The following is a 12,776-nucleotide window of genomic DNA, read 5'->3' as shown; positions in this document are numbered from 1 at the left end:
GGCTCGTATAGCGTTCGGTCACACGGTGAGAGCCCCCGGCGTTTGTGTCACTTGGGACGTCGGGTGGGGCGTCCCGCCGGTAGACGGTTCAGGCGCGGAATGAGCCGGCGTACGGTCACAAGGGCGGCTGCCAGGTGGAGGTGCCTTCCCGGGTATGCCGGTCTTGCTGCCAAACCGCTGTAGGCCAGTACGTTGCGCGAAGGCTTCACCGGTCGAGGATCAGGACTCGGAGAGCATGGTGGACAACCCCGCGATGGTGGTTTGGTTGACGAAGCGGTAGTAGTCCTCGCGCTGTCGGGCGGCGGACTCGCCGCCCTGGGTGAACGGGGTGATGAACGCCTCGGCCAGCACGGCCACCCCAGGGCTGTCGGCGGCGGCGCGGCGAAACTCTTCCATCATCGAGGCATGGTCTCGGGGACCGTCGTCCTCGTGGACGAGGCGCTCGTCCCCGATCGAGATGGTGAGCATGGCATTGTTGAGCAACGCGGCGTAGGCCAGGCCAGCGCGGTCGCCGAATCCGGCGCGGTGGAGCACCCTGACCCCCGCGTCGATGATGGGGACGACCGAGGGGAACGTCGGTCCGTGCATGAGGAGCCATTTGGCGACTCCGGGGTGCGCGGAGACGGCCGGGTAGCTGGAGTTGAGCAGTTCGCGGAACCATGCCTGCCATTCGAGTTCGACCGGGGGCGTGATGAGCGTGGCGAGCACGCGCTCGACGACGTGGCGTGCGATGCGGTCCTTCCCGCCGATGTGGTGGTAGATCACGGACGGCGCGACGTTGAGCCGGCGGCCGAGATCGCGAATCGACCAGCCGAAGAGGTGGGACTCGCGGGTGAGCCCGAGTGCGACATCGACGATGCGCTCGGGGGTGAGGCCCACATGGAACGGGGCTGAGGACGTCTCGGGCACCTCGGTATCTTCCCAGACTCGGTGCGAAACATCATCCGAACGGCCAGTTAGGCAAGCCTTGCCTAACGGTCTAGGCTTCGCTTGATTAGAACGGTGTTCAGTGTACGCTCTTGAAAATTATTGTCATGAGAGGTGGTCGGCGGGTCCGGCACATCCTCATGGACGCGGACCCGAGCCAGGAGGAGCCTCGATGGCGGCGATGCGGCAAGGACGACGAGTCCCGGCAGGCCGAACGCACCACCCGGGCACCGATGGCGGCGGGGCACCCGGGTTGCCCGAGGGTTTCTTCGCACCAGTCAGGGGCAGTCTCGCGGGCATCGTCGTGCTCAGCCTGGTCGGTGCCGTGACCAGTGTGATCCCGTTCATCGCCATCGTCGAGCTCGCGCGCGCCCTGCTGCCGGCCCTGTCCGGGGGCGACGTGGACGACTCCCGGGTCTGGACCGTCGTGGCCGTGGCGGTGGTGGCGTTGTTCGTCAGCTTCGGCACCGCGTTCGCGTCCGGGATGGTGAGCCACCTGGCCGACGCGGAGCTGCAACTGTCGCTGCGCCAGCGGATCATCCGGCACCTCCAGCGTCTCCCGCTGGGCTGGTTCGACGCGCGCACCTCCGGAACGGTGCGCAAGATGGTCGAGAACGACGTCATCGCGCTGCATCAGCTCCTCGCCCACGCGATCCAGGACGTCGTCACCGCGATCACGGTCCCCGCCATCGGCATCATCTACCTCTTTGCCGTGCAGTGGCAGCTCGCTCTGGCCGCGCTGGTCCCGGTCGTGCTGTCGGTCATCCTGTACGCGCTGATGATGCGGGGCGGCGCGGAGAAGTTCGCGCAGTACGACGCGGCGACCGAACGCCTCTCGGGAGCGTCGGTCGAGTTCGTCCAAGGCATCGCCGTGGTGAAGCGGTTCGGGCAGGTCGGGCGCAGCCACCGCCGCTACCGCGACCAGATGCGCCAGTACGTCGACTTCATCGGGCAGTGGACCCGGGAAACTGCAGCGCTGCAGAGCGTCACCGAAGTCGTCACCTCCCCGGTGGTCGTGCTCGTCTATCTGCTCGCCGTCAGCACCGGCCTCGTGTCGACCGGCGCCGCCGACCCTATCGACGTGTTGCCGGGCCTGCTGCTCGGTCTGGGCTTGACCGGCCCGCTGATGAAGCTCGGCTCCTCGGCACAGTTCCTCCGCGATGCAGCCAAGGCACAGGAGTCTCTCGCCGCGTTCTTCGCACTGCCGCCGGTTACCCAGGCTGACACACCCGTGATGCCGCAGGGCCATGGCGTCGGCTTCGAGCGTGTCTCGTTCAGCTACGACGGGCAGCACCAGGTGCTGCACGACATCGCCGCGACCTGTGCACCCGGCACGGTGACTGCGTTGGTCGGTGCCTCCGGTTCGGGCAAGTCCACCCTGGCCAAGCTGGCGCCGCGGTTCTACGACGTCACGCAAGGGCGGGTGACGATCGGCGCCGCGGACGTCCGGGAAATCCCGTCCGACCAGCTGTACCGCGCCGTCGGGTTCGTGTTCCAGGACGTGCAACTTCTCCGGGTCAGCCTACGCGACAACATCAGACTCACCCGTCCCGACGCCACGGACGAGGAGGTCCAGCGCGTGGCCCGGGCGGCGCAGATCCACGACCGGATCCTGCGCTTCGAGCGCGGCTACGACGCCGTCGTCGGCGAGGACGCGAACCTGTCCGGCGGCGAGGCGCAGCGGGTGACAATCGCCCGTGCTCTTCTCGCCGACGCACCATTTCTCGTACTCGACGAGGCGACCGCGTTCGCCGACCCGGACTCGGAGGCAGCGATCCAGGCCGCGCTCGGCGAGCTCACCGCGAACCGCAGCGTTCTCGTCATCGCCCACCGCCTGCACACCATCGTCGGCGTCGACCAGATCCTCGTCCTCGACGACGGACGGATCGTCGAACGTGGCACCCATGCGCAACTCGTGGCCGCCGACGGGCGGTACGGGCGGATGTGGGCCGACTACCAGGCGAATCATGCACGCTCCCTTCCGGAAGAGGTCGACTGATGATTCGGCGTCTGCTGCAGTATTCGTCCTCGCGGGCACGCCGCCTGCTCCTCGCAGAGCTGGGGTTCATCGCCGCCTCGGCGGTGCTCCAAGGCGTCGCCTTCGTCATGCTCGTGCCGTTGCTGCGCGCATTGTTCCTCGAGGACATGGCGACCGTCCGGTCCTGGCTGATCGCACTCACCGCGGTCGGAGCCGCCTACGCGGTGACGTTCTGGTTCGCCAGCCAGACTGGTATGAAGGCCAGCACCGCCCTGCTGTCCTCGCTGCTGGAGCGCCTGGGCGACCGGCTGGTGGAACTGCCGATCGCGTGGTTCGGCGTGGATCGCTCAGGGCTGATCGCCGACATCGCCACCCGCGGGGCGATGTTCGTGTCCTCGACGCCGTACTCGATCGTGCGGCTCATTCTCACCGGGTTCATCACGCCGGGCACGGTGCTCGTCGGCATGGTCTTCTTCGACTGGCGCCTCGCGGCGGCGATGGCGGCGACGGTGCCGCTGCTGTGGTTCGTCTTCCGGTGGCTGCGCACAAGCATGAAGCGCGACGACGTCGAGCATTCGGCGTCGGTCGCCGAGGCATCGAACCGAGTGATCGAGTTCGCGCGCGTCCAACCGGCGCTCCGTACGGCAGGCGCACACTCCGTCGCGGACCGGCTGGTCGAGGAGACGCTGCAGCACCAGCACCGGGCATACCGCAAACTCCTCTTCACCGGAGGCGCTGGTATCGCGACCTTCGCCGGGATGGTGCAACTCGCCCTGACCATCGTCATCGTGCTCGGCGCCTACCTCGCCCTCGGCGGCTCGCTCGAGCCCGCCACGCTCATCGCCCTGCTCGTGCTCGGCGTCCGGTTCACCGAACCGATCTCGAACTCGGGGGCGCTCGGCGGTGGCGTCGCGGTCGCGACCACCACCCTGAACCAACTCGACGACCTCTCCGCTGTCACTGCGCTGCCCGAGCCCGCGACCCGGGGCACCCCCGCGGACTGGGGGATCGCATTCGACGATGTCACGTTCGGCTACGGCGGCGACCCGGTCCTGCGGCACCTATCGTTCACCGCTGCGGCGGGACGGATGACGGCGATCGCCGGACCGTCCGGCTCCGGTAAGACGACGATCATCAAGTTGATGGCGCGCTTCTACGATCCGGAGAGTGGGACCGTGTCGATCGGCGGTGTCCCGGCCCCTCAGCTCGGCACCGACGTGGTCGAAGCCGCAGTCGCCCCCGTCTTCCAGGACGTCTATCTCTTCGACGACACGATCCTGAACAACGTGTGGATCGGCAATCCCGACCTCAGCCGAGAGCAGGTCATTACTGCGGCCACCCGCGCCCGCGTGGACGAGATTGTCGCGCGCCTGCCGCAGGGCTGGGACGCCCGAGTCGGCGAAGGAGGCTCCAACCTGTCCGGCGGCGAACGGCAGCGCGTCTCCATCGCCCGGGCACTGCTGAAGGACGCGCCGATCGTCCTGCTCGACGAGGCCACCGCCGCGCTCGACATCGGCAACGAGATCGCCATCGGTGAGGCCCTCGACGCCCTCCGTTCCGACCGCACCATGATCGTTGTCGCCCACCGACTCTCGACGATCATGACCGCCGACCAGATCCTCATGCTCGACGGCAATGGCGGCATCCAGGAGGCCGGCACCCACGCCGAACTCCTCGCCATCGGCGGCGCCTACGCCCACTACTGGCAGGAACGCGTCGACGCCACCGGCTGGCAGCTCGCCTCCGCGCGAACGACCCACCCCTCCTACTCCCGGAAGGACCCCTCATGAGCGACGACACCCGATCCATCGCGACGGATACGACCACCGCCACGCCGACGCGAAGCCCCGGGTTTACGCTGACGTTCAGCGCCCGCGACCTGCTCAACGTGGCGATCTTCGCGGTGATCTACTTCGTGATCGTCTTCGCGATCGCCATGCTCGGCGTCATCAGCCCGCCGGTCATGCTGCTGACCCTGCCGCTGAGCATCATCGCCGCCGGCGTGCCGTACATGCTCTTTCTCACCAGAGTGAAGCACGCCGGGCCGGTGACCCTGTTCGCGATCGCCGTCGGCGGGCTCTACCTGATCATCGGACATCCGTGGATCAGCACCCTCGTCACGATCGGCGCCGCGCTCGTCGCGGAGGTCATCTTGTGGGCGGGAAGGTACCGGTCGCGCTGGAGCGCGATCGTGGCGTACGCGGTGTTCTCCCTCTGGTACATCGGGCCAATGCTTCCGCTGCTGATGAACCGCGCCGAGTACCTGAATTCTCCCGGCATGCAGGCCATGGGTCAGGACTACGTCGACGCCTTCGACCAGACGGTGTCCGTCACCGTCTTGTGGATCTACAACGCCTCGACGTTCGTCTGCGGCCTGCTGGGCGGGCTGCTCGGCGCCTACCTGCTCAAGAAGCACTTCACCAGAGCCGGCCTGGCCTAGCCCGCATCCTCGAACTCACGGGAGCCGCACGCGAACATGAACCTGCTTGAGGTGCGGACGCCGGCAGGCATTATCCGGTCGCCGGGACTCGACCCGCGCACCAAGATCCTGCTCGTCGTCCTCGTCAGCACGGCCGTGACAAGCCCGGGAGGCCTCCGCTTCGTGCCTGCCGCGCTGCTGATCGCGGTGGGTCTCGCGCTCTGGGAAGGCGCACGGCATCGTGCGCTGGTCCTCCCCATCACGGTCGCGGCGATGTGGGTGCTCGGCTGGCTGCTGCCACTGTGGTGGCCGAACCCGGTCACCGCGATCGTGTCGCTGGTCTGCACATACCTGATCCGGTTCGTCGTGGCGATCGGGGTCGGGGCCCACCTGATCGCCACGACATCGCCGACCGAACTCGCCGCGGCCCTGCGCGCCGCGAAGGCACCGCGGGCGATCTCGGTGACTCTGGCGGTCATGCTGCGCTTCTTCCCGGTCGTCGTCGCCGAGTCCGCCGCGGTCCGCGACGCCATGCGACTGCGCGGTCTCACCGGCGCCGGCGGGTTCCTGCGCCACCCCGTCCTGAGCCTAGAACGATTCGCCGTTCCCATGATCGCCTCGAGCCTGCGGGCCAGCGAAGACCTGTCGGCCTCCGCGATCCTCCGCGGACTCGGCTCGCACCGCACACCGACCGCGATGCATCCACCACGCCTCGGACGGACCGACCTCGTCATGACCCTCCTCACCGCCGGCGTGGCCACCGCCGCCGTCCTCCTGCCCGCACCACTGGCATGATCCGCATCGACCAGGTCACCTGGACCTATCCGTACGCCGACGCACCGAGCCTGCGAGAGCTCAGCCTCGCCGTCGCCCCCGGTGAGTTCGTCGTCCTCTGCGGCGCGAGCGGTTGCGGCAAGTCCACCGCGCTGCGCCTCATGAACGGCCTCATCCCGCACTTCCACGAGGGAGGGAACCTCACCGGCACCGTAACCGTCAGCGGCCTGTCCACGGACGTCGTCGAACCCGACGAGATCGGCCTGCGTACCGGCACCGTCCTTCAGCACCCACGCCGGCAGTTCTTCACCGACACGGTCAGGGAGGAGATTGCCTTCGCGATGGAGAACTTCGGGTTCCCACCCGAGGCGATCCGCACCCAGGTGACGACGACGATCGCCGAGCTTGCCGTCGGGGTGCCGACCGACCAACGCCTCCAGTACCTGTCCGGCGGCCAGCAGCAGCAGGTCGCGATCGCCGCCGCGATGGCTCACCGCCCTCGTATCCTGCTGCTTGACGAGCCCAGCTCGAACCTCTCGGCTGACGCCGTCCGGCGGCTGACCGCCACCCTCGCCGACCTCAAGGGCAAAGGTGTCACGATCGTCATCGCCGAGCACCGCCTGCGCTATCTTCAGGACCTTGTCGACCGCGTCGTCGTCATGCGCGACGGAACCGTCGACATCGAGTGGTCGGCAGCCCAGTTCCACACAGTGCCCGATGACATGCTCGCTAGGGAAGGACTGCGCGGGACCGTCCGCGCCGCCGAACTGCCCGCTGTGGCGGCCTCGGGGGCAAGTGCCGCAAACCCGGTCCCATCCGACGACGTGCCCTCAGCGGCGCTCGAGCTTGCCGGCGTCCACTGCCGGCTCGGCGGACGCACGGTCCTCGACCTCGAATGCGTCGCGTTCGCCGCCGGCGAGGTGACGGCGATCCACGGCGTCAACGGCGCGGGCAAGTCCACCCTCGCCCGGGTCGTCACTGGACTCCAGAGTTGTCCCGGCACCGTGCTCCTTGACGGGAAACCCGTCAAGCCCCGCGCACGACGCCGCGCCAGCGCGATCGTCATGCAGGACGTGCAGCGCCAACTCTTCACCGACCGCGTCGAGACCGAGATCGAACTCGCCGCCAACGGCGTCGCCGGCGCTCCCACCGCATCCAAGATGCTCGCCACGCTCGACCTAGCCCACCTCGCCGACCGTCACCCGCTGTCCCTGTCCGGCGGCCAGCAGCAGCGCCTCGTCGTCGCTGCGGCGCGAGTCTGCGATCGACGCATCGTCGTCTTCGACGAACCCAGCTCCGGTGTCGACCGGCGACATCTCCAGTCCATCTCGGACCAGATCCGGCAGATTGCCGCAGACGGCTCGGTCGTCTTGCTGATCAGCCACGACGAAGACCTGATCGCCCTCACCGCTGACCGGCAGCTCACGCTCACCCCCGCAGCCCGCACCGCGAACGACGCACAGCGATGACGGGCCTTCGCCCAACTGCGCGCTGTCAGCACCGTGCAGGGCATTACCATGGTCGCCAGATCCATCGTCGGCATCCTCACGGCGTCCGGCTTCATCCTGGTTCATCACCGGATCCCTGAACCCGACGTCACCGCAACCGGCCAGCCCTGGCGCGAACCCTCACACCGACACCGACCGCTGGTCCCCCGGTCGCCGGATGGGGTCACTTGTATCGGCTGTCGCCACGCACCAGGGTCGACAACCCTGACAGCCCACTGAAGGCTGGCCAGATCACCCGGGCGATCGGCGCGACCTCGTCCGGGCGGGTGTTCGAGGAGCTCAGGAACATGGCCCCCCGCTACGCCACCCACCACACCGATCCGCGCCGCTTCCAGGTCGCCCCGGCCGGCGTCGCCGCCCGGCATGTCCAGCGGTGGCCGCGCCAGCCGGTCCGGCCGGCGCAAGCCCGTCACCCAGCCAAACGGGAGCTGTACTGCTGCACGAGCTGGCTGGTGGCACCGACATCGAGATGCTGGGCCGGCTGCATGCCGAGCAGGTGCTGATGCTGGTGCACGGGCCGCCCAGCACCGGCATGACCTTCCATTGGTGGATGTGAACGTCCTGCGCTGCGCGCCAGGTCCGTACCTCGAGGCCGGCGCAGGGTCCGCCAGCAGTCGGTGTGAGCGACCCACGCGAAGATCGTCGGCGTCTGCTCCGGGTGCCTCTGTCGCCGCGACAGAACGGATTAGGTGTTTGACCTGCGTAGATCAGCTGTTTCTCCTGCCCTGGACGGGAATCCGGGACGGGGGAGACGCGCCGATCGTGGGGCCCATGACGACAGCACCGGAACGGGGCATCCGCTCGTCGTGGGCGGCCGGCCGGCGTGTGCCACGGTCACGGCGGTCTGTGTCGTCCGTTGATGGGCTGAGGTTCGCGTGCTACGGTCGAATGTCGACGGTCGACTTTCAGGATCGGGTGTCGTCGTGTCGGTGGCAGCGCGACTGCGCCGAGGATCTGGTGGCTGGTCATGGTCGGATCGTGGCCGAGTTCATCGACGAGGGTGTCTCCCGTCGGGTGGCGTGGCCGGATCGGCCGCAGACGGCGCGGCTGCTCGCCGCTTTGGGGGACCCGGCGCGGGGGTTCGACGCGATCGTCGTGGGCGAGTACGAGCGTGCCTTCCATGGTCAGCAGCTTGAGCAGTTGACCCTGATCCTTGTCGGGCATGGTGTGCAGTTGTGGTTGCCGGAGACGTACGGGCCGGTGGACTTCGACAATCCCCGGCAGTTGGCGTTGCTGGACCTGCTTGGTGTGCATTCGCAGCGGGAGGTGTCGCGGGCGCGGTATCGTACGATGGCGGCGATGCGCGCCTAGGCCGAGGTGCAGGGCCGGTATCTCGGCGGCCGGCCGCCGTACGGCTATCGGCTGGTTGACGCGGGTCCGCATCCGAATCGTGGTCACGCCGCCTGGGATCGGCGTCTGCATCGTCTGGAGCCTGATCCGGTCACTGCGCCGCGCGTGCGGTGGATCTTTGCCCAGCGGCTTGCCGGTCGCAGTGTGGCCCGTATCGCTCGTGCTCTCAACGACGCCGGTGTTGCCTGCCCGTCCGCCGTTGATCCGGGACGTAACCGGCACCGCAGTGGCCGGGGTTGGATGCTGACGACGGTCGCGGCGATCCTGGCCAATCCCTGTTACACCGGCCGTCAGGTGTGGAACCGGCAGCGTGCCGACCGCGACGGTGTCGAGCCTGAGGGCCCTGTTGCTCGAGGCCGCGAGGTGCAGTGACGCAACGGGGCTCCGCAGTGGGTCGTTTCCGGTCAGGTCGTTCATCCGTCGTTGGTGAGTGAGGAGCGGTTCGTCGCGGTCCAGGCGATGCGTACCGCGCCCGTCCCTGCGGATGGCGTTTCTCGCCGGTATCTCCTGGCGGGGTTGGTGTGTTGGGAGGTCTGTGGCCGGTGCATGGACTCCCATTGGGTGCATGGCCGTCCCGGTTACCGTTGCCGCCACGGCCACACGAGTAGCCGTACGACGGTCTCGCCCTGGCCGAGGACCCTCTACGTCCGGGAAGATCATCTCCTCGACGCACTCCGCTACGACCGCGGGCTGCACCGTCACCATCCCGCGTTGCGCTGCGTGGACCTGGGCAGGGTTGCCGCCTACCTTCGTGACAACGACATGATCGTCGTGTGACTACTTCGCCCGAGTTGTCGACACCGCGACCGCGACATACCTGCTCGATCCGGCAGGGAGCTTCCCCGCCACCACCACAGCGAAGATCCCCGTCCAGCGGGACGGGGATCACCAGTAAAGCGAGTAGGTATCACCCTTCGTGCGGAAATAACGTGTCCGAGCCGGAGTTGATCTCCAACTACATGATCGTTCTGCGTGATGAACTGGTGCTCACGTAGCGAATAGCTACTCCAGACCCCTATGGCCCCAGGCGGGCATCCCCGATTCGTTGACCGGTATTGGGCTCTGCGGTGTCCCGTGCGGCGGACCCTGGCGCCGGCGCGACGGCGCGGCCCGTACGATGGCGGGCGGTGCTGGTTCGTCCCGTCCGCGAGTTGGGCGGGGCGTCGTAAGAGGGAACCCGGTGCGAGTCCGGGACTGCCCCGCAGCGGTGAGTGGGAACGACCGCCGTCAACGAAGCACTGGACCGCAAGGTCTGGGAAGCGACGGCCAGTAGGCGACCAACGTGTCACGCCCGCGAGTCCGAAGACCTGCCAGCGCTGCGTACACCGCCTGGTGTGCGCCGCCGGCGGCCTCTCGGGAGGGCTAGGGCGGAAAGCCGGGTGCCACGCCGTGCCCTGCCTTCCTCCCCTCCCGTGTCCGTCGGGCACTTCGAGGGAAGGACCCATTGGTGACTACCGCATTCGGGCAGAGCACCGTGCTCGGCTATCCGCGCATCGGTGCCGACCGTGAGCTGAAGAAGGTCCTCGAGGCCTACTGGGCGGGCGGCATCGACGCCGAGGAATTGGAGAGGATCGCCGCTGAGCTGCGGTCCGAGGTCTGGCGGACGCTAGCCGACGCCCGGCTCGACGCGATCCCGTCGAACACATTCTCCTACTACGATCACATGCTCGACACCGCCGTCGCCGTTGGTGCGATCCCTGGCCGGTTCGCCCGGCTCGGCCTCGGCGAGTTGGACACCTACTTCGCGATGGCCCGAGGCGTCGACGCCGAGCCGGCGCTGGAGCTGACCAAATGGTTCGACACGAACTACCACTACCTGGTCCCGGAGATCGACCCGGGCCTCGTCTTCCGTCCGAACCCGGCGAAGGCGTTGGGTGAGTACGCCGAAGCCCGTGAGCTGGGTATCACCACTCGACCGGTGTTCGTCGGGCCGGCCACGTTCCTGCTGCTGGCCAAGGGCGACGACCCGTTCTCCCGGCTGGACGAGCTGGTCGAGGTGTACGTCGATATCCTCGCCGCGCTGGCGGCTGCAGGGGTGGACTGGGTGCAGTTGGACGAGCCGGCCTACGTCGCCGACCGCACCCCGGCCGAGATCGACGCCCTGCGCGGCGCCTACGCCCGCCTCGCGGAGGTCACTCAGCGGCCGAGGATCTTCGTAGCCACCTACTTCGGCGAATTCGGTGACGCTCTGCCCGCGCTGCTGGGCACGTCGGTGGAGGCGATCGGTCTGGACCTGGCGGCCGGGCCGGGAAATCTGAACCGGCTCGCCGCCGCCGGGCCGCTGCGTGGCCGGACGATCGTCGCCGGGCTGGTGGACGGCCGCAACATCTGGCGTACGGACCTGCATGCCGCCGTCTCGGTCGGAGCGAACATCGCCGGGCTGGCCGACCATGTCGCCGTCGCCACTTCCTGTTCGCTGATGCACGTCCCGGTCGACCTCGCGGTCGAAGGCGGACTCGACCCGGAGCTGTCCGCCCGGCTGGCGTTCGCCCGGCAGAAGGTCGATGAGGTGGTCCTGCTCGGCAGGGCGCTGCGCGACGGCATCGCCAACCTGCCCGCACCGCTGCCGGTCGCTCCGGTCGGGTGGCGGCGCGGCGACGTGCGTGTCCGGCTGGCAGCCCTCGGCCCCGCCGACCGGCAGCGTGGCGACTACCCGGATCGGGCGGCCGCGCAGCAGCAGCGGCTGGGGCTGCCGGAGTTGCCGACGACCACGATCGGGTCGTTCCCGCAGACCGACGAGTTGCGTAGGGCCCGCGCCGCGTACCGGGCTGGTCGGCTCGACCACGACGGCTACGTCGAGCGGATGCGCGCTGAGGTCGAGCATGTCATCCGACTGCAGGAGAAGCTGGGCCTGGATGTGCTGGTGCACGGCGAACCGGAACGCAACGACATGGTGCAGTACTTCGGCGAACAGTTGGACGGTTTCGCGGCTACGGAGCATGGTTGGGTCCAGTCGTACGGCTCCCGCTGCGTGCGTCCGCCGATCATCTACGGCGACGTGGCCCGCGTGGCCCCGATGACGGTCGACTGGTCCACCTACGCCCAGTCGCTCACCAGCAAGCCGATCAAGGGCATGCTCACGGGGCCGGTCACGATCCTGGCCTGGTCGTTCGTCCGTACCGACCAGCCGCTGGCCGACACCGCCGACCAGGTCGCACTCGCCCTGCGCGACGAATGCCGTGATCTGGAGGCGGCCGGAATCCGGGTGATCCAGGTCGACGAACCGGCCCTGCGGGAGACCCTGCCGCTGCGCAGGGCAGGCCAGCAGGCGTACCTGGACTGGGCGGTCGGCGCGTTCCGGCTGGCGACCAGCGGCGTCGCCGATGACACTCAGATCCACACCCACCTGTGCTACTCGGAGTTCGGTGAGGTCATCGCCGCGATCGACGCGCTGGACGCCGATGTGACCAGCATCGAGGCGTCACGCTCGAAGATGGAGGTCCTCGACGATCTGGCTGCGATCGGCTACCGGCGCGGTGTCGGCCCCGGGGTGTGGGACATCCATTCGCCCCGGGTGCCGTCCCGCGACGAGGTGGTCGAGGCCCTCCGTAGGGCAGCTGCGGCCATGCCGGCCGGGCGGTTGTGGGTCAATCCGGACTGTGGTCTGAAGACCCGCGGCTACGCTGAGGTCGAGGCGTCGCTGCGGCATCTGGTCGTCGCCGCTGCGCAGCTGCGCGGGAACTGACGAGGCTGGCGCCTGGGCGGACACCACGTAGGTGTCCGCCCGGGCCGGACCCGGTAGGTCATGAACGGTGAGTTCTTCGCCTGGCCTACGGATTCGGCGGGCGCTGATCTATCGGCGGGCGCTGATCTACAAGCC

At 68.4% G+C, this 12,776-nt stretch carries 11 protein-coding genes and 1 riboswitch; of the genes, 9 read left to right on the top strand and 2 right to left on the bottom strand.

Annotation, left to right across the window (positions count from 1 at the left end):
- Positions 1-219: 219 nt before the first annotated feature.
- Entirely contained in the window at positions 220-909 is a 690-nt protein-coding gene (locus ACFHVL_RS12195) for a TetR/AcrR family transcriptional regulator (protein WP_416627753.1), read from the bottom strand.
- Positions 910-1,099: 190 nt separating this feature from the next.
- On the opposite strand from ACFHVL_RS12195, the gene ACFHVL_RS12190 reads away from it, so the two are divergent.
- The 5 genes from ACFHVL_RS12190 to ACFHVL_RS12170 are packed head-to-tail and all read left to right on the top strand — an operon-like array spanning position 1,100 to position 7,567.
- Entirely contained in the window at positions 1,100-2,926 is a 1,827-nt protein-coding gene (locus ACFHVL_RS12190; protein ID WP_416627752.1) for an ABC transporter ATP-binding protein, read from the top strand.
- Positions 2,926-4,695: an ABC transporter ATP-binding protein gene (locus tag ACFHVL_RS12185; protein WP_416627751.1), complete on the top strand. Its 1,770-nt coding sequence runs from the start codon at positions 2,926-2,928 to the stop codon at positions 4,693-4,695. Before ACFHVL_RS12190 ends, ACFHVL_RS12185 begins: the two co-directional genes overlap by 1 nt.
- Positions 4,692-5,345, top strand: a complete 654-nt coding sequence (locus ACFHVL_RS12180; protein ID WP_416627750.1) for an MptD family putative ECF transporter S component — start codon at positions 4,692-4,694, stop codon at positions 5,343-5,345. The genes ACFHVL_RS12185 and ACFHVL_RS12180 overlap by 4 nt, the downstream gene beginning before the upstream one ends.
- Before the next feature lie 36 nt (positions 5,346-5,381).
- Positions 5,382-6,119, top strand: coding sequence for an energy-coupling factor transporter transmembrane component T (locus ACFHVL_RS12175; protein WP_416627749.1), 738 nt, complete (start codon positions 5,382-5,384; stop codon positions 6,117-6,119).
- Complete coding sequence (locus ACFHVL_RS12170) at positions 6,116-7,567, top strand: ABC transporter ATP-binding protein (protein WP_416627748.1); 1,452 nt, start codon at positions 6,116-6,118, stop codon at positions 7,565-7,567. The genes ACFHVL_RS12175 and ACFHVL_RS12170 overlap by 4 nt, the downstream gene beginning before the upstream one ends.
- Before the next feature lie 202 nt (positions 7,568-7,769).
- On the opposite strand, the gene ACFHVL_RS12165 is transcribed toward ACFHVL_RS12170, so the two are convergent.
- Positions 7,770-7,895 (bottom strand): hypothetical protein, encoded by a 126-nt coding sequence (locus tag ACFHVL_RS12165; protein WP_416627747.1) that lies wholly within the window; start codon positions 7,893-7,895, stop codon positions 7,770-7,772.
- An 84-nt stretch (positions 7,896-7,979) separates the two neighbouring features.
- Between ACFHVL_RS12165 and ACFHVL_RS12160 the strand changes: the two genes are divergently transcribed.
- The 4 genes from ACFHVL_RS12160 to metE all read left to right on the top strand — a co-directional run bounded on the left by ACFHVL_RS12160 (position 7,980) and on the right by metE (position 12,641).
- Positions 7,980-8,162: a hypothetical protein gene (locus tag ACFHVL_RS12160; RefSeq protein WP_416627746.1), complete on the top strand. Its 183-nt coding sequence runs from the start codon at positions 7,980-7,982 to the stop codon at positions 8,160-8,162.
- Positions 8,163-8,377: 215 nt separating this feature from the next.
- Positions 8,378-8,917, top strand: coding sequence for a recombinase family protein (locus ACFHVL_RS12155; protein WP_416627745.1), 540 nt, complete (start codon positions 8,378-8,380; stop codon positions 8,915-8,917).
- Positions 8,918-8,923: 6 nt separating this feature from the next.
- The gene (locus tag ACFHVL_RS12150; protein WP_416627744.1) at positions 8,924-9,328 is read left to right on the top strand and encodes a recombinase family protein; all 405 of its coding nucleotides are present in this window, start codon (positions 8,924-8,926) and stop codon (positions 9,326-9,328) included.
- Positions 9,329-10,070: 742 nt separating this feature from the next.
- Positions 10,071-10,286: riboswitch (cobalamin riboswitch) on the top strand.
- A gap of 117 nt (positions 10,287-10,403) precedes the next feature.
- Positions 10,404-12,641, top strand: a complete 2,238-nt coding sequence (gene metE / locus ACFHVL_RS12145; protein WP_416627743.1) for a 5-methyltetrahydropteroyltriglutamate--homocysteine S-methyltransferase — start codon at positions 10,404-10,406, stop codon at positions 12,639-12,641.
- Positions 12,642-12,776: the final 135 nt, after the last annotated feature.

It is taken from the genome of Micromonospora sp. LOL_023 (genome assembly GCF_048060115.1).
Taxonomy (GTDB): Bacteria; Actinomycetota; Actinomycetes; order Mycobacteriales; family Micromonosporaceae; genus Micromonospora_E.
This window is presented reverse-complemented; position numbering and strand designations above follow the sequence as displayed.